General features: G+C 69.3%; 15 protein-coding genes. 8 read left to right on the forward strand and 7 right to left on the reverse strand.

Features of this window, described 5'->3' with window-relative positions; all coding sequences use genetic code 11:
• The first annotated feature begins 11 nt into the window (after positions 1-11).
• The gene (locus tag HQ314_RS01615) at positions 12-1,286 is read left to right on the forward strand and encodes a glycosyltransferase family 87 protein (protein ID WP_222649077.1); all 1,275 of its coding nucleotides are present in this window, start codon (positions 12-14) and stop codon (positions 1,284-1,286) included.
• Positions 1,287-1,295: 9 nt separating this feature from the next.
• On the forward strand, positions 1,296-1,718 hold the full coding sequence (gene msrB / locus HQ314_RS01620; protein WP_027505209.1) for a peptide-methionine (R)-S-oxide reductase MsrB: 423 nt from the start codon (positions 1,296-1,298) through the stop codon (positions 1,716-1,718).
• Here msrB and HQ314_RS01625 read toward each other — a convergent pair.
• The gene (locus HQ314_RS01625) at positions 1,696-2,196 is read right to left on the reverse strand and encodes an SRPBCC domain-containing protein (RefSeq protein ID WP_222649079.1); all 501 of its coding nucleotides are present in this window, start codon (positions 2,194-2,196) and stop codon (positions 1,696-1,698) included. The genes msrB and HQ314_RS01625 overlap by 23 nt on opposite strands.
• 111 nt (positions 2,197-2,307) lie before the next feature.
• Between HQ314_RS01625 and HQ314_RS01630 the strand changes: the two genes are divergently transcribed.
• Positions 2,308-2,766 carry a MaoC family dehydratase gene (locus HQ314_RS01630; RefSeq protein WP_056444801.1) on the forward strand — a complete coding sequence of 153 codons (459 nt, stop codon included), beginning with the start codon at positions 2,308-2,310 and terminating at the stop codon, positions 2,764-2,766.
• Here the strand turns inward: HQ314_RS01630 and HQ314_RS01635 are convergent.
• Genes HQ314_RS01635 through hemE form a run of 5 tightly spaced genes read right to left on the reverse strand, consistent with a single transcriptional unit; the run spans position 2,757 to position 8,951 of the window.
• Complete coding sequence (locus HQ314_RS01635) at positions 2,757-5,054, reverse strand: molybdopterin-dependent oxidoreductase (RefSeq protein ID WP_222649081.1); 2,298 nt, start codon at positions 5,052-5,054, stop codon at positions 2,757-2,759. The genes HQ314_RS01630 and HQ314_RS01635 overlap by 10 nt on opposite strands.
• Positions 5,055-5,090: 36 nt before the next feature.
• Positions 5,091-5,786: an HAD family hydrolase gene (locus HQ314_RS01640; protein WP_222649083.1), complete on the reverse strand. Its 696-nt coding sequence runs from the start codon at positions 5,784-5,786 to the stop codon at positions 5,091-5,093.
• Positions 5,783-6,478 (reverse strand): hydrogen peroxide-dependent heme synthase, encoded by a 696-nt coding sequence (gene hemQ, locus HQ314_RS01645; RefSeq protein ID WP_027505205.1) that lies wholly within the window; start codon positions 6,476-6,478, stop codon positions 5,783-5,785. Before hemQ ends, HQ314_RS01640 begins: the two co-directional genes overlap by 4 nt.
• Before the next feature lie 38 nt (positions 6,479-6,516).
• Positions 6,517-7,884, reverse strand: coding sequence for a protoporphyrinogen oxidase (locus HQ314_RS01650; protein ID WP_222649086.1), 1,368 nt, complete (start codon positions 7,882-7,884; stop codon positions 6,517-6,519).
• Positions 7,881-8,951, reverse strand: coding sequence for a uroporphyrinogen decarboxylase (gene hemE / locus HQ314_RS01655; RefSeq protein ID WP_222649089.1), 1,071 nt, complete (start codon positions 8,949-8,951; stop codon positions 7,881-7,883). The genes HQ314_RS01650 and hemE overlap by 4 nt, the downstream gene beginning before the upstream one ends.
• 82 nt (positions 8,952-9,033) lie before the next feature.
• Here hemE and HQ314_RS01660 point away from each other — a divergent pair, with 82 nt between their 5' ends.
• From HQ314_RS01660 to HQ314_RS01680, 5 genes are all read left to right on the forward strand, one after another.
• On the forward strand, positions 9,034-9,642 hold the full coding sequence (locus HQ314_RS01660; RefSeq protein ID WP_027505202.1) for a DUF3000 domain-containing protein: 609 nt from the start codon (positions 9,034-9,036) through the stop codon (positions 9,640-9,642).
• Positions 9,643-9,668: 26 nt separating this feature from the next.
• Positions 9,669-10,988 carry a ribonuclease D gene (locus tag HQ314_RS01665; protein WP_222637625.1) on the forward strand — a complete coding sequence of 440 codons (1,320 nt, stop codon included), beginning with the start codon at positions 9,669-9,671 and terminating at the stop codon, positions 10,986-10,988.
• Positions 10,989-11,053: 65 nt separating this feature from the next.
• A complete protein-coding gene (locus HQ314_RS01670) occupies positions 11,054-12,280 on the forward strand; it encodes a thiolase family protein (protein ID WP_222645278.1) in 1,227 nt (408 codons plus the stop codon).
• Positions 12,281-12,285: 5 nt separating this feature from the next.
• Complete coding sequence (locus tag HQ314_RS01675; RefSeq protein WP_261781332.1) at positions 12,286-14,385, forward strand: 3-hydroxyacyl-CoA dehydrogenase NAD-binding domain-containing protein; 2,100 nt, start codon at positions 12,286-12,288, stop codon at positions 14,383-14,385.
• A gap of 90 nt (positions 14,386-14,475) precedes the next feature.
• The gene (locus tag HQ314_RS01680; protein WP_222649095.1) at positions 14,476-15,486 is read left to right on the forward strand and encodes an iron-siderophore ABC transporter substrate-binding protein; all 1,011 of its coding nucleotides are present in this window, start codon (positions 14,476-14,478) and stop codon (positions 15,484-15,486) included.
• Positions 15,487-15,492: 6 nt separating this feature from the next.
• Here HQ314_RS01680 and dxs read toward each other — a convergent pair whose 3' ends face one another.
• The gene (gene dxs, locus HQ314_RS01685) at positions 15,493-17,382 is read right to left on the reverse strand and encodes a 1-deoxy-D-xylulose-5-phosphate synthase (protein WP_222649098.1); all 1,890 of its coding nucleotides are present in this window, start codon (positions 17,380-17,382) and stop codon (positions 15,493-15,495) included.
• Between the last annotated feature and the right edge of the window lie 113 nt (positions 17,383-17,495).

Here is a 17,495-nt window from a genome sequence, read left to right on the forward strand (position 1 = left end):
ACCGTCTCCGGGTGTCGTTCCGTCATCTCGAACCGCGAACTGGTGAGACCACCGCGCAGGTGATCCGTTTCGCGTTGTGGCCCATCGCCATCCTGACGGTCCTCAATCGCGTGATCGTCAAGGCCGTCAACGGCAACATCACCGACGATTTCCGCCCGGTCTACAACGCCGCGTTGGCATTTCTGAACCGGCGCGAGGTCTACACGGCGAACTTCGACTCGGTCGACCCGCACTATCTCTATCCGCCGAGCGGGACGCTGATCATCGCGCCGCTGGCCGTGCTGGACCCCGAGCGCTCGCGCTGGTTGTTCATCGGAGTCAACGCCGCCGCCGTGATCGTCGCGCTCTACCTACTGCTGCGCATGTTCCAGCTCGGCCTGTCGTCGGTGGCCGCACCGGTGGTGCTGCTCGCCGCGTTCTCCACCGAGACCGTCACCAACACACTGATCTTCACCAACATCAACGGCCTGATCCTGCTGGGCGAAGTGCTGTTCATGATGCTGCTGTTGAGGCGGCACCCGTACTGGTCCGGCGCCGCCATCGGCCTGACCATCGCCGTCAAACCGACTCTCGCACCGCTGCTTCTGCTGCCGCTCGTCCGCAAGGAGTGGCGGGTCTTCGTCACCGCCGTCGGTATCCCCGTCGTTCTGACGCTGCTCGCCCTCCCGCTGTCGGTCGACCCGATGGCCTTCGTCTCCCACACGGTGCCGTACCTCCTCGAGACGCGGGACTACTTCAACAGCGCGATCGTCGGCAACGGCCTCTACTACGGACTGCCCACCGCGCTGGTGCTCGCGCTCCGCGCCGTGTTCGCCGTGATGGTGCTCGTGTCCCTGTGGCTGCTGTGGAAGTACTACCGCCACGACGAACTGTTCTTCGTGACCACTGCGGGTGGGCTGCTGCTGGTCGCATCGTTCCTGCTCGCGTCGCTCGGCCAGATGTACTACTCGATGATGCTGTTCCCGCTGATCATGTCGGTGGTGCTGCGCAACTCGGTGATGCGCAACTGGCCGGCGTGGCTCGCCGTGTACGGGTTCCTCAGCTACGACAGCTGGCTCGTCGGCCGCTTCCCGGAGTTCGGGCGCTCCATCGAGTACCTCCGCACGACGTGGGGTTGGTCGCTGATCATCGTCGTGATCTTCGCCGTGCTCGTCGGTCGCTATCTCACCGCGCGCCGCGAGGGCCGGCTGGACGGCGGCATCGATCCGGCGTTCCTGCTCGACGAGAACACGACCTCACCGAAGCCTGTACCTGCGACGACAGCGGGAACCGCGGCCACGCATTAGCGTGGAGGCATGAGTTCCGCACCAGAGAAGAAGCCCACGTTCGAGCTGTCCGACGACGAGTGGCGTACCAAGCTCACCGCAGCCGAGTACGCAGTGCTGCGCAAGGCCGGCACCGAGCGGCCGTTCGTCGGCGAGTACACCGACACCACCACCGAGGGCGTCTACAAGTGCCGCGCCTGTGACGCCGAACTGTTCCGCAGCACCGAGAAGTTCGAGTCCCACTGCGGGTGGCCGTCCTTCTTCGATCCCAAGGACACCGACGCCGTGATCCTGAAGGTCGACCGGTCGATGGGCATGAAGCGCACCGAGGTCCTGTGCAGCAACTGCCACAGTCACCTCGGCCACGTCTTCGAGGGCGAGGGCTACCCCACCCCGACCGATCAGCGGTACTGCATCAACTCGATCTCGCTCACGCTGGAGCCGAAGGGCTGAGTGAGCCGTAGTACCCGCACTGGGACGGGTGGTAGTCGTCGAAGGACGGCGACCACCCTTCCGTGTGTGTGGAGACCAGCATGTCGAGGTAGTACTCCCATCCCGGGCCGATGTCCTCGAGGCCGTCCGTCGTCGTCAGGTGGTGCCGGAACGTCAACGTGGTCCCGTCTCCCGTGGTCCTGAGCGTCACGTCGAACGTCCACCCGTCGGACTCCAGTGCGAGATACCTCGGCGCGTCACACGCCAGGATCGTCAGGTCGGAGGCGGGTGCGTTCTCCTCCAACCCCATCGTCACCCGCACGGTGCTGCCGGCTCCCGGCGTTCCCTCCCAGCTGCCGTACCACCGCGCGGTGCGCTCACTGACGGTGAGACTGTCCCAGACGTCGTCGATCGGTACGTCCAGGACGCGCTCCAGCACGAGATCGACACCCGTCTCGGCGCGCTCGAGTAGGCCGGTGGGTTCCGGGTGTGACGTCATCGGCGCATCGTACTGCGCTCGTCCTGCACCCAGGCCGGGTCCGCAGGGCCGGATGTGGCGCCCCGACAGAGGTTCTGTGCAGAACGGCTCGCCGCCGCTAGTGTCGGCTCCATGCGTACCTTCACGTCCGCGGACGACATCGTGTCCGCCCTCGGCGAGACCATCGGCACCAGCGACTGGCTGGAGATCACGCAGGAGCGCGTGAACCAGTTCGCCGACGCCACCGGTGACCACCAGTGGATCCACGTGGATCCCGAGCGCGCCGCGAAGGAGAGCCCCTTCGGTGGTCCCGTCGCCCACGGGTACCTCACGCTGTCCCTGTTGCCGGCCCTGTCCTGGCAGACCTACACGGTCGAGAACTCCACGATGGGAGTCAACTACGGCAGCAACAAGGTTCGCTTCGTCAATCCTGTGCTCGTCGGGTCGCGCGTTCGTCTGACGGCCGTCCTCGCCGCAGCAGATCGGCTGGACGGCGGAGCGGTGCAGATGACCGTCGACTCGACCATCGAGATCGAGGGTGCGACGAAGCCCGCGCTGGTCGCCCAGGTCATCAGCCGCGTCTACTTCTGACGCACGTCCCCACGATCGACGAACTCCGGCTGATCGTGCGCGCGGATCGGCGGCAGTTCGCCGGTCCACTTCTCGACGTCCACCAGGACGTGCTGGCCGGTGGACCCCTGCGCGAGCGACGACGTGCCGCGGTCGGCGGTGAGCACGTTCGGATTGCCGTGCACGCACATCGAGCGCGGGTCCGACGGATCGAGCGGGTCGTACCAGGCGCCGGTCGACAGTTGCACCACGCGCTCGCGCAGGCGATCGTCGACGACGAGCCCCGCGAGGCACGAGCCACGGTCGTTGAACACCCGCACCACCTCGCCGTCGCGGAGTCCGCGCGCTGCGGCGTCCGCGGGATGCATCCGCATCGGTTCCCGGCCCTGAATCTTCGACGCGAGGCTCACGGCCCCGTGGTCGAGTTGGCTGTGTAACCGGGTCCGCGGTTGGTTCGCGATCAGGTGCAGCGGGAACGCCTGTGCGCGTTCACCGCCCAGCCACTCGTCCGGTGCGTACCACCGTGGGTGTCCCCCGCAGTCGGCGTAGCCGAACGACTCGATGTCGGCCGAAAAGATCTCGATGCGCCCGCTCGGTGTCCGCAAGGGGGCCCGCTCGGGATCGTCGCGAAAATCGGACAGCAGCGTCAGACCGTCCTCGGTGTCCATCCGGAACGTTCCCTCGGTCCAGAACTCGTCGAACACAGGCGGCGTCACCCGCCCCGCATCGGACACGAACCGTCGCCACTGGTCGTAGAGGTGCCGCAGCCAGTCCGCGGACGAGCGACCTTCCGTGAATTCGTACTCGACGCCGAGCTCTCGCGCGAGCAGCGCGAAGGTGTCGTAGTCGTCGCGGCTGTCGGCGAAGGGCGGGACGGCGGCCTGCATCGCCACGAGCAGCGGGTCGTTGCGGGTGCAGCTCAGGTCGTCGCGTTCGAGGGTCGTCGTCGACGGCACCACGAAGTCGGCGTGCCGTGCCATCGGTGTCCAGTACGGCTCGTGCACCACGATGGTCTCGGGGCGAGCCAGCGCGATGCGCAACCGGCCGATGTCCTGGTGGTGATGGAACGGGTTGCCGCCGGCCCAGTGCAGCAGCCGGATGTCCGGATACGTCGACGCGGTGCCGTCCGCGTCGTACGGCCCACCAGGGTTCAACAGCATGTCCGAGATCGCGGCGACCGGAATCGACGTCGACACACCGTTGATGCCCTGGGGAAGCGTGGGCAGCGGATACGGCACGGGTGCCAGGCCGGGCTCGTTCATCGACCCGTAGCCGTGGCCGAAGCCCGCGCCCGGCACACCGACGCCGCCGAGCATCGCGGCGAGCGTGAGACCCATCCACGGCGCCTGCTCACCGTGGCGGATGCGCTGCAGTGACCAGGTGACGGTGACCAGCGTGGTGGCGCGAGCCATGCGCCGCGCCAGGGCGGTGATGTCCGACGCCGGGACTCCCGTCAGACTCTGCGCCCACTCCGGTGACTTCGGGACACCGTCCGTCTCGCCGAGCAGGTAGCGCTCGAAGACGTCGTACCCGGTGGTGTACCGCTGCAGGAACGCGGTGTCGTGCAACCCCTCCGAGGCGAGTACGTGTGCCAGCCCCAACATGAGGGCGACGTCCGACCCCGGTACGGGTGCGATCCACTCCGCCGCTCCGTCCGTGTCGTCACGCAGCGGCGAGATCGAGACGATCCGGCCGCCGCGCGCACGGAGGCGATGCAGCGCGTCGCGTGTCGGATGATCGCTGGTGCCACCGTGATTGACCGACGTGTTCTTCAGCGGAACCCCGCCGAACGCGACCAGTAGATCGGTGTGCTCGGCGATCACGTCCCACGAGGTGGAGCGCGAGAACATCTTCCAGTGCGTCCCCATGACCCGCGGCATGATCGTGCCGGTGGCGCCGAGGGAGTAGCTGCCCACCGACCGCGTGTAGCCACCCAGGGTGTTCAGGAACCGGTGAACCTGACTCTGCGCGTGGTGGAACCGGCCCGCGCTGCCCCACCCGTACGACCCGCCGAAGACGGCCTCGTTGCCGTGCTCGCGCACGACTCGACGGAGCTCGCCGGCGAGCAGGGGGAGGAACTCGTCCCACTCCATCTCGACGAACGCATCGGCGCCACGCGCGGTGGACGGTCCGGGGCCGTTCTCGAGCCAGCCCCGACGCACCGCCGGTCGACGGATGCGCGAGCGATGGGTCACCGACCCGGGAACGTTGCCCAGGATCGGGGACGGATCGGCGTCGCCCGTCGGCGGACGGACCGCGACCACGTCCCGGCCGTCCGTGTCGGCGGTGTACATACCGAAGTGGGCCATGTGCTGCACCCCACGGCGCGCGGACGTCACGGCGCCCTACGCGAGCGCGAGACCGTGCGCCGCCACGGCGTCGAGCAGAGCCGACGGTCGTTCGGACGTCGGCAGTGGATCGAGCAGCGCGAAGGACATACCGAGCGCCTGCGCTCCGCCGTCGGCCTCCTCGCTGTCGCCGACCATCAGGCACGAGGCCGGGTCGACGCCCAGAGCGTCCACGGCGGAACGGAAGATCGCGGCATCGGGCTTGACGGCGCCCACCTCGAACGACAGAGCGTAGTGCGCGACGGTGTCGTGCACGCCGAGCAGATCGAACGCCGCGCGCAGATCGAACGCGATGTTGCTGACCACCGCCACGGGAACGCCGCGATCGGCGAGGCCGTGCAGCACTCGCGCCGTGTCGGGGTACGGCGTCCACGAGGACGGGTCGATCACTTTGTCGTACAACGCCTCGGCGTGCTCGACGCGGTGCACACCCGACGCCTTCAGCACTGCCAGGTAGGCGGCCCGGTGCATCGCGGGGTCGAGATCGCGAGCCTCCCACGCCCGGTGGCCGTCGTCGTCCAGGGTGACCACCGACCCGACGGGCTGGGTCATGCGGCGCATCAACTCGGCCTGAAGACGACCGTCGATCTGCTCGTCGTCGCCGACGCGCAGATCGGTGAACCAGCTCTCGTCCTCCTCGAGACGGAACAGCGTGCCGGAGAAGTCGAAGAGCACCGCGGCCGGGGCGGTCACGGAAGTGACTCGACGAGCGCCTCGACCGTCACCCGGGGTCCGCTGAAGAACGGAACTTCCTCCCGCACATGACGTCTGGCCTCGGTCGCACGCAGATCACGCATGAGGTCGACGATGCGGTCCAGCGTCGGAGCCTCGAACGCGAGAATCCACTCGTAGTCGCCCAGGGCGAACGACGGGACGGTGTTGGCGCGCACGTCCTTGTAGCCGCGTGCCGCCTTGCCGTGGTCGGCGAGCATCGTGCGACGCTCCGCGTCGGGCAGCAGGTACCAGTCGAGCGAGCGGACGAACGGGTACACGCAGATGTAGGCGCCCGGCTCCTCGCCGGCGATGAAGGCCGGGACGTGCGACTTGTTGAACTCCGCGGGGCGGTGCAACGCGGCGTTGCTCCAGAACGCGTCGCACGCGCGGCCGAGAGCCGTGGACCGACGGAAGCGCGCGTACGCCGCCTGCAGGTCCTCGATCTTCTCCGCGTGCCACCAGATCATGAAGTCGGCGTCGGCGCGCAGTCCGGCCACGTCGTAGATCCCGCGCACCACGACGTCGGTCTCGTCGAGACCGTCGAAGAACGCGCGGGCCTCGGCGAGCACCGCCTCCCGATCCTCACCGAGAGCGCCCGGCCGAGCCGTGAACACCGAGTGCATCGAGTAGCGCAACGTGGAATTGAGTGCTTCGAAATCGAGACGTGCCATGACACCCATCGTGCCACCCGGCCGTCCCGATCGGGCCGTCAGGCCAGCGCCTCCGCCAGCCGGGCCGCCGCCGCGGATGCCGTCGCGACGCATGCGGGAACTCCGACGCCGTGCAGGTACGCGCCCGCGAGTTCGAGTCGGCCCACCGCCGAGGCGGCGTCCTCGACGCGGGCCACGAGGTCGGTGTGGCCGGGGCGGTACTGCGGCAGTCCGCCGTGCCAGCGTTGCACGAACGTCGTCGTCGGCTCCTCGTCCACACCGAGCACCTCACGCAGATCCGTGCGGGCCGCCGACACCAGGTCGACGTCGGGCCGGTCGACGATGTCCGCGTCCCCGAAGCGTCCGAAGGAGACCCGCACCAGCTGGCCGCCGCGCTCGGCGAGATGCGGCCACTTGCGGCTCGACAGCGTGAATGCTTTGGCGCGCAACGGAACACCGGAGGAATCGAGCTCCCCCGTGGCGACCAGGACGCCCGAGTTCTGCGGTAGTCCCCCGTCCTCGAACCCGAGGGCCACCACTGCCGACGAGGCGAGTTCCACGTCCCCGAGTTCCCGCGCGAGTGCGGGCGCCGTGTCGACCAGCATCGAGACCGTCTGCGGTGCGGGCGCGGCGAGGACGACGCCGTCCACCACCCCGACGCCGTCGACGTGCCACGCGCCCCGGCCGTCGGACGTCACCCGCCGCACGTCCGCGGCGACGAGTTCGGCACCGGAGGCGGCGAGCAGCGCGTCGAGAAGCACGCCGTAGCCACCGCGCAGTCCGCCGAACACCGGTCCCGGCGACGGCGTCGGGCGCGCTCGCTCGACGGCGTCCACCAGCGACGGGGCACCGGCGTCGAGGGCCGCGGCGAGAGTCGGCACCGCGGCGCGGATGCTCGTGGTGACGGCCAGCCCGGAGTAGACGCCGCCCAGCAGCGGGTCGACGCTCCGCGCGGTCACCTGGGAGCCGAAGCGTTCGGACACCAGGTCACCCACCGACGCATCGTCGCCGGGCGTCCACCGCAGCGGCCGGTCACGATCGGTGTCGATGCGGCGGCACGTGGCGTCGTCGACCAGAGTCCGCACCGAGTCGGACGTGGCCGGGATGCCCATCAACGTGCCGGTCGGCAGTCCGTGCAGTGCGCCGCCCGAGCGCAGGAGCGGGCGGGCGGCGGGCGACGGCCGCACGAGCTGGTCGGCGAGTCCGAGCTCGTCGAGCAGAGCGGGAACCTCGGGACGACGCGCGATGAACGCCTCGGCACCGACGTCGACCGGGCCACCCGCCAGGTCCACCGACCGGAGTTTGCCCCCGATGCGCGGCGCCTTCTCGACCACCACGATCCACGCGGCCGGCCCCAGCGACTGCCGCAGCCGGTACGCGGCCACCAGTCCGCTGATGCCCGCTCCGACGACGGCGACCGAGGTCACAGCGAGTGCACCAGCTCCACCACCGACGTCACCACGTCGGGATCGGTGGCGGGCAGGACCCCGTGGCCCAGGTTGAAGATGTGCCCGGTGGCGCCGGCCGCGAGTGCGGCGTCCGCCTCGCCCACGATGCGGGTGACCTCGCGGCGCACCGCGTCGGGGCCCGCGAACAGCACGGCGGGATCGAGATTGCCCTGCAGAGCCTTGCCCGGACCGACCCGACGAGCGGCGACGTCGAGCGGGATCCGCCAGTCGACACCGACGACGTCCGCGCCCGCCTCCCCCATCGCACCGAGCAGCTCGCCCGTCCCGACACCGAAGTGGATGCGCGGCACGCCGGCCGACGCCATGGCCTCGAACACGCGGCTGGAGTGGGGGAACACGAACTCGCGGTACTCGGCGAGTGACAGCGCCCCGGCCCACGAGTCGAAGAGCTGGACCGCGTCGACGCCGGCATCGGCCTGCGCGGTGAGGAAGGCGATGGTCATGTCGGCCAGCGACGAGAGCAATGCGTGCCACGTCTGCGGATCCGAGTGCATGAGCGCCTTGGTGCGCTCGTGGTTACGACTCGGACCGCCTTCGACCAGGTAGGACGCCAGCGTGAACGGTGCGCCCGCGAAGCCGATGAGGGGCACGTCGTTCAACTCGGCCAGGAGCAGGCGGATGGCCTTCGCGACCGGCTCGATCTGCTCCGACTGCAGGACCGGCAACGACTGCACGTCGGCCACGGACCGCACCGGGTTCGCCACGACGGGACCGGTGCCGGCCACGATCTCGAGGTCGACGCCGGCCGCCTTGAGCGGCACGACGATGTCGGAGAACAGGATCGCCGCGTCGACCCCGTGCCGCCGGACCGGCTGCATCGTGATCTCGCAGACCATCTCGGGGTCGAAGCACGAGGCGAGCATGGAGGTGCCCTCCCGCAACTTGCGGTACTCGGGCAGCGACCGACCGGCCTGACGCATGAACCACACGGGCCGACGCGACGGCGTCCGTCCCGTCGCGGCCGCGAGGAAGGGAGCTTCGGGCAGGCTTCGACGCGGACCGACGGCGTCAGGGATGGTGTTCATCGGCGTCCATGCTGCCAGAGACGCACACCTGCCCGGCGCGCCTCCTCCGCTGGGCCGACGGTCGCGGCTAACGTCCGCACACGTGACCACGTCCGAGAGCGCCTCGCAGCCTGCGCCCTTCCGCGCCGCCATCGACGCGATGCACCGGGCGACGGTCCACCCGAGCATCGAGGTCGGGCCGATCCGGCCTCCGCAGCGCCTGGCACCGTTCAGTTACGCACTGGGGGCCGAGGTGCGCCACTCCGAGACGGAGTCGGTGCCCGAGCAGAGCGAGGGTGACGCGTTCGGGCGTCTCATCCTGTTGTACGACCCGGACGGCGACGAGGCGTGGAACGGCACCATGCGCCTGGTCGCCTACATCCAGGCCGACGTCGACGCGTCGCTGGCGTCGGATCCGCTGCTGCCCGAGGTGGCGTGGAGTTGGCTGGTCGACGCGTTCGAGGCGCGGTCCGAGCCGCTGACGGCGCTGGGCGGCACGGTCACCTCGACGAGTTCGGTGCGGTACGGGGACATCGCCGGTCCGCCGCGTGCCCACCAGCTCGAGCTGCGGGCCTCGTGGACCGCGCTCAGCGAGGAACTGTCGGTGCACGTCGAGGCGTTCGGTGAGGTTCTCGCCTACGCCGCGGGGCTGCCCCCGGCGGGCATCACGGCGCTGGGTGCACGCGCCGACTCGGGCAGCTCCGACGCCTGATCGTCGGACAGCCTAGAGTTCGAACAATGCCCGACACGCCCGACTCGACTCCTGCCTCCTCCGGCGACACCGCCGTCGAGCCGGAGGCGACTCCCCTTCTCGCACCACGCGAGGGGGTCCCGCCGTTGACGGACACGGCGGACGCGGTGCGAGCGGCCGCGGAGCTGCTGGCGTCGGGAACCGGACCGTTGGCCGTCGACGCGGAACGCGCATCGGGTTTCCGATACTCGGCTCGCGCGTATTTGCTGCAGTTCCGTCGCCGGGGTGCGGGCACCGTCCTGCTCGATCCGATTCCGGTGGTCCGCGACGGTGGTGTCGAGGCGCTCGCGGGCTTCGCCGCCGTCGTGAACGACATGGAGTGGGTACTGCACTCCGCCGATCAGGATCTGCCGGGGCTCGCCGAGCTCGGCATGACGCCCGCGTCGCTGTACGACACGGAGCTGGCTGGCCGACTCGCTGGCTTCGACCGTGTCGGTCTGGCGGCCATCGTCGAACGGACGTTGGGCCTGTCGCTGCAGAAGGGTCACGGTGCGGCGGACTGGTCCACCCGACCGTTGCCCGACACCTGGCTCAACTACGCGGCACTCGATGTCGAGGTGCTCGTCGAGTTGCGTGACGCCATGGCCGAGGAGCTCGAGAGCCAGGGCAAGACCGACTGGGCCGCACAGGAATTCGAGTACATTCGCACCGCACCCCCGGCGCCTCCCAAGCCCGACCGCTGGCGCCGCACCTCCGGTATCCACACCATCAAGAACGCGCGGACGCTCGCCGTCGTCCGCGCTCTGTGGACCGCCCGCGACGATCTCGCGCGCCGCCGCGACATCGCGCCGAGCCGCGTCCTGCCGGACTCCGCGATCGTCGCCGCCGCGCAGAGGAACCCCGCCACGGTGTCCGAGCTGAACGCGTTGCCCGTCTTCGGCGGACCTCGTCAGCGTCGCCAGGCGCGCGTGTGGATGGACGCGATCGAGCACGCCCGCGCACTTCCCGACGATGCGCTGCCCCCGGTGACCCAGCCCTTCGTGGGGCCCCCGCCGGTCAGTCGGTGGGCGCGGCGCGATCCGGAGGCCGCCGGGCGTCTGTCCGCCGTCCGCGACGCGATGGCCGCCCTGTCCGCGGATGTCGCGATTCCCGTCGAGAACCTGCTGACTCCCGATCTCGTCCGTCGGATCTGCTGGGACCACCCCGCTCTCGTCGCGGAGTACGGGACGGACGAGGACGTGCTCGTAGACCGTTTCCTCGAGGCGCACGGGTCGCGGCCCTGGCAGCGCGAGGTGGCGGGTCCCGTCGTGGCAGCAGGCCTACGGACCGCCGAGGAGTCGAGGACGGCCGAAGTTACCGGCGAGTAGGCACGGGTTAGAGTGGGCGCGCGAGCCGGGCGTCCGGCTCGTTCCAGCGCCTGCCGGAAGGAACCATGTCTTCTCCGAAATCCGCTCCCGCTCGATCCGCGTCCAGTCGTGGCGTCGCGTTCGTCGACGGTGTTCGTACGCCGTTCGGCAAGGCCGGCCCCAAGGGTATGTACGCGGACACCCGAGCGGACGACCTCGTGGTCAAAGCGATCCGTGAACTGCTCCGCCGCAATCCCGAACTGCCACCCGAGCGCGTCGACGAGGTCGGCATCGCCGCCACGACGCAGACCGGCGACCAGGGTCTGACCATCGGCCGCACGTCGGCACTGCTCGCCGGGCTCCCCCGCAGCGTGCCCGGTTTCGCCGTCGACCGGATGTGTGCGGGCGCGATGACCGCGGTGACCACCACCGCGTCGGGCATCGGCTTCGGACAGTACGACGTCGTCATCGCCGGCGGCGTCGAGCACATGGGCCGGCACCCGATGGGCGAGGGCGTCGATCCGAACCCGCGCTTCCTGGCCGACAAGCTCGTCGACCCGAGTGCGCTCGTCATGGGCAACACGGCCGAGAACCTGCACGACCGCTACCCGTCGATCACCAAGGACCGCACGGACGCCTACGCCGTCGCGAGCCAGGAGAAGTACGACGCCGCGAAGAAGGCCGGCCTGATCGCCGAGACACTGGTTCCCGTCGCCACGAAGTCCGCTGCGGGTTGGGGTCTGGCCACCGAGGACGAGCCGCCGCGCCCCGGCACCACGCTCGAGGATCTGGCGAAGCTCAAGACTCCGTTCCGGCCCGCCGGACGCGTCACCGCCGGCAACGCCGCCGGACTCAACGACGGTGCGACAGCGGCGATCCTGGCCGGCGAGGACACCGCCGCGGAACTCGGCCTGAAGGTCGGGATGCGCATGGTGGGCTTCTCGTTCGCCGGCGTCGATCCGGCCGTGATGGGCATCGGTCCCGTCCCCGCCACCGAGAAGCTGCTCGGACGCACCGGCCTGTCCATCGAGGACATCGGCCTCTTCGAGATCAACGAGGCCTTCGCCATCCAGGTCCTCGCGTTCACCGAGCACTTCGGTATCGCCGACGACGACGCCCGGATCAACCAGTGGGGCGGCGCCATCGCCTGCGGCCATCCCCTCGCGTCCTCGGGCGTTCGACTGATGACCCAGCTCAGCCGGCAGTTCGCCACCCGTCCCGATGTCCGCTACGGCCTCACCACCATGTGCATCGGCCTCGGCATGGGCGGCAGCGTCATCTGGGAAAACCCCGCCTACGACGGAAGCAAGTGATTGCCATGACTTCAGCTTTTGCCGACGAAGTGGTGACCCACGCGTTCACCAGGATCGTCACCGTGCCGGGCCTCGACGGCCCGGTCGCCATCGTCACGCTCGACAACGGCTTCGACCACACCAAGCCGTCCACCTTCGGACCCGCCGGACTCACCGAGCTCGATGCGGCACTGGACGCGGCCTACGCGGCGAATCCGGTGGCCGTCGCGGTGACCGGGAAGCCGTTCATCTTCGCCGTCGGCGCGGACCTCAACGGTGTGCCGAACATCTCCGACCGCGCCGTCGCGCTGGAGATCGGCACGTTGGGGCACAAGGTGTTCCGCCGCCTGCGCGAGTCCGCGGTGCCCACGTTCGCGTTCGTCAACGGCGCCGCTCTGGGCGGTGGACTCGAGATCGCGCTGCACTGCCACTACCGCACCGTCGCGGACAACGCTGCGGCACTGGGGCTCCCGGAGACTTTCCTGGGCCTCGTTCCCGGCTGGGGCGGAACGCAGTTGCTGCCCAACCTGATCGGGCCGGCCAATGCCGTCACCGTGGTGATCGAGAACGCGCTCAACCAGAACCGGATGCTGAAGCCTGCGGACGCGCAGAAGCTCGGGATCGCCGACGAGGTCTTCGGCGGCGCCGACTTCCTCGAGCAGTCACTGCTGTGGGCCGCGAAGGTCGTCTCCGGTGACGTCACCCCCGCCCGCCCCGACATCGATCGCGGCCAGGGCTGGGACGACGCGATCGCGCGCGCGAAGGCCATCGTGTCCGGCAAGACGGGAGACCACGCACCGGGACCGGTGCGCGCCGTGCAGCTGCTGGAGCTGGCGAAGTCGACCGACATCACCGACTCCGCGTCGCTCGACGCCGCCTTCGCTGCCGAGGACGAGGCACTGGCCGACCTTCTCATGGCCGACGAACTGCGGGCCGGGCTCTACGCCTTCGACCTCGTGCAGAAGCGTGCCAAGCGGCCTGCCGGAGCGCCCGACAAGTCCCTCGCCCGGAAGGTCACCGGCGTCGGCATCGTGGGCGCCGGCCTCATGGCCAGCCAGCTCGCCCTGCTGTTCGTACGTCAGTTGACGGTGCCGGTGATCCTCACCGACATCGACCAGGAGCGCATCGACAAGGGCGTCGGCTACGTTCACGCCGAGATCGACAAGCTGCAGGGCAAGAAGCGACTCTCCCCCGACGCGGCGAACCGTCTGAAGGCTTTGGTGTCCGGATCGCTCGACAAGTCCGCATTCGCGACGACCGACTGGGTCATCGAGGCAGTGTTCGAGAACCTCGACGTGAAGAAGAAGGTCTTCGCCGAGCTCGAGGAATTCGTCTCCCCCGAGACGATCCTGGCGACGAACACGTCGTCGCTGTCGATCACCCGTATGGCGGCGGAGCTGAAGCACCCCGAGCGGGTCGTCGGGTTCCACTTCTTCAACCCCGTGGCCGTTCTTCCGCTGCTGGAGATCGTCCGCGGTGAGAAGACCGACGATGCCACGCTCGCAACAGCATTCGCGACGGCGAAGTCTCTGAAGAAGTCGGCCGTGCTGATCGCCGACAAGCCCGGCTTCGTCTTCAACCGCCTCCTCACCCGCGCCCTCGGCGAGGTCATGAACGCGATCGACGAGGGCACTCCCTTCGACGTCGCCGACAACGCCATCAGCGAGCTCGGCATGCCGATGAGCCCGCTCACGCTGCTCTCGCTCGTCGGCCCCGCCGTCGCACTGCACACCGGCGAGACCATGGCCGAGTACTACCCGGAGCGGTTCCACGACTCCCCCGGCCTGCAGGCGATGGTCGCGAACAAGAAGTCTGCGGTGTGGACCTACGGCGCCGACGGAGCCAAGACCGTCGACCCCGAGATCGCCGATCTGTGGCCGCAGGGCGACTCACCGTCGACGGCCGAGCAGGTGCTCGATCGCACCCGCCGCGCCTTCGCGGAGGAGATCGACATCATGCTGCAGGAGGGCGTCGTCGCGGCCGCTCAGGACATCGACCTCTGCCTGATCCTCGGCGGCGGCTTCGGGTTCTGGAACGGCGGCATCGTGCCGTACCTCGATCGCACGGGCACCTCCGAGGCCGTCACCGGTCACCGGTTCCTCGACAAGGGTGTCGCCAGCGTGTGATGGGGCTGCGCCCTCGTGCGCCCTTTGCGCATCCCTGGATACGCGAAGGGCGCACGGGGCCGGAGGCCATACATAGGTTAGGCTAACCATGTGAAACGCTCTCGCCTTCTCCCCGCCGTCGCGGCCACCGCCGCGCTCGCCCTCGTCGCCGGATGTTCGTCCGATGCCGACTCCGACGCGCCCGCCGCCGCGTCGGGTGGCGCGTTCCCCGTCACCATCGACCACGCCTTCGGTTCGACCACCATCGACGCCGCACCGGAGCGCATCGTCACGATGGGCTGGAACGCGCAGGACATCCTGGGCGCCCTCGACATCACGCCCGTCGGCCAGCCGAAGTACACCTACGGTGCCGACGAGAACGGTGTGATGCCGTGGGCGCAGGAGTTCTACGACGCGGACGCCACCACCCTGTACGAGGATCCGGCTGCGGGTGAGCCCGACGTCGAGGCCCTCGCGACCCTGGCGCCCGATCTGGTGCTCGCGCCCTACGAGGGTTTCCCGCAGTCGTACTACGACACGTTGTCCGCTGTCTCGCCCGTCGTCGCCTACCCCGGTGAGGCCTGGCAGACGACGTGGCAGGACCAGACCACGATGATCGGTGAGGCAGTCGGGAAGCCCACGGAGGCACAGGCTCTCATCGACGGTATGGGCCAGCGGCTCGCCTCGGAGGCCGAGGCCAATCCGGAGTTCGCGGACAAGACCGTCGCGGTGGTGAACCTGGACACGGACGCCGGTCAGGCGAACGTCTACATGCCGTCCGATCCACGCGTGCAGGTTCTCAACGAGATGGGTTTCGTCAACGCCCCCGGCGTCGTGGCACTCGACGAGGCCGACTCCGCGGACACCTTCTTCTCCACCGTGTCACTGGAGAACGTGCAGAGCTTCGACGCCGACGTGATCGTCGCGTTCACTCCGGAGGGCTTCGACCTCGCCTCGGTTCCGGCTGTGGCGACGCTGCCCGCGATCGCCTCCGGATCCGCGGTCGCGCTCAGTGACGAGCAGGTCATCGCCGGTCTGAGCAACGTCAACCCGGTGAGCACCCCGTGGGTACTCGACCGGATCCTCCCGCAGTTGAAGGACGCCGCCACCAAGGCGACATAGCGACCGTCAGATGTCGCCGGGCCGGTGAGCGATCCATCCGCGCACCCGGCCGGCGATGTCCGACGGGGTGAGGCCGATGTCGGCGTGAATGCGATCCCGCGAGCTGTGGTCCAGGAACTGCTGTGGCACACCGAGATCCCGACAGGGGACGTCGACGCCGCCGGCGCGCAGGGCAGCCGACACGGATGCACCGATGCCGCCGTGCAGACCGCTGTCCTCGAGCGTGACCACCAGACGGAAGTCCGCGGCGAGCTTCACGAGCGAGTCCGGAACGGGCAGCACCCACCGCGGATCGACGACCGTGGCCGAGACACCGTCCGCGGCGAGTTCTCGCGCCGTGTCCAGTGCCAACGACGCGAACGGACCGACGGCGACGAGGAGTACGTCCGACTCCTCCTCGGGCTCGTGCAGCACGTCGACGGAGTCGTCCAGACGCCGCACCGCCTCGATGTCGTCGGGGATGGCGCCCTTGGGGAAGCGCAGCGCGGTGGGACCGTCGGACACCGCGAGTGCCTCGGCGAGTTCCTCGCGCAGGGTCGCTCCGTCGCGGGGCGCCGCCACGCGCATGTTCGGCACGATGCCGAGCAGCGACATGTCCCACATGCCGTTGTGGCTGGCGCCGTCCGATCCGGTGACCCCGGCGCGATCGAGCACCAGGGTGACCGGCAGGTTCAGTAGTGCCACGTCCATCAGCAGCTGGTCGAACGCCCGATTGAGGAACGTCGAGTAGATCGCCACCACGGGATGCAGACCACCGAGTGCGAGACCGGCGGCGGACGTGAGCGCGTGCTGCTCGGCGATGCCCACGTCGAAGAAACGGTCCGGGAACACCTCGCCGAACGCGGCGAGCCCGGTGGGTCCGGCCATCGCGGCGGTGATGGCCACGACGTCCTCTCGGTCGGTTCCCAGGGCGATGAGTTGACGGGAGAACTCCGACGTCCAGTCCGGAGCCGCGACGCTGGTCGCCAGGCCGGTGAGCGGGTCGATGACTCCCGTCGAGTGCATCTGGTCGGCGACGTCGTTCTCGGCGAACGAGTAGCCCATGCCCTTGCGCGTCACCGCGTGGACGATGACCGGCCCGCCGAAGGCCTTCGCGCGGCGCAGCGCCGATTCCAGAGCCGCCTGATCGTGTCCGTCGACCGGACCGAGGTACTTGATGCCCAGATCGGTGAACATGACCTGCGGGCTGATCGCGTCCTTGAGGCCGGCCTTCATGCCGTGCAACATGGCGTATGCGGCCGACCCGACCACGGGCAGGTTCTTCACCATGTGACGGCCGGTGTCCAGCGCGCGCTCGTAGTTGGGCTGCAGGCGCAGCGTCGCGAGATGGTCGGCGAGGCCGCCGATGGTCGGCGAGTAGGAGCGACCGTTGTCGTTCACGACGATCACGACGGAACGATCCTTGCCGGCCGCGATGTTGTTGAGCGCCTCCCAGCACATGCCACCGGTGAGGGCGCCGTCCCCGACGACCGCGACGACGTGACGATCGCCGCGCCCGGTCAGCTCGAAGGCCTTGGCGAGGCCGTCGGCGTAGGAGAGGGATGCCGACGCGTGTGAGGACTCGACCCAGTCGTGCTCGCTCTCGCTGCGGGACGGGTAGCCGGACAGCCCACCCTCCTTGCGCAGGGAGTCGAAGCGGTCCGCTCGACCGGTGACCATCTTGTGCACGTACGCCTGGTGGCCGGTGTCGAAGATCACCGGGTCACGAGGCGAGTCGAACACGCGGTGGATGGCCAGAGTCAGCTCGACGACACCGAGGTTGGGTCCGAGGTGGCCACCCGTGGCAGACACCTTCTCGACCAGGAACCGACGGATCTCGTCCGCCAGTTCGGCCAGCTCCACCGGGCCGAGGGCACGCAGGTCGCTGGGCTCGTGCACGCCGTCCAGAACACCCAACGAAATCGCTCCCCTCCGAAGATTGCCTTGTCGTCCGTCGTGCCGTGAGGCACTCGGACAGGCCAGTTCGGACAAGTCTACGTGGACCCGGATCGGCGGGTTACCGTACGAGC

The sequence above is a fragment of the Rhodococcus sp. BP-332 genome (genome assembly GCF_019836065.1).
GTDB lineage: Bacteria > Actinomycetota > Actinomycetes > Mycobacteriales > Mycobacteriaceae > Rhodococcoides.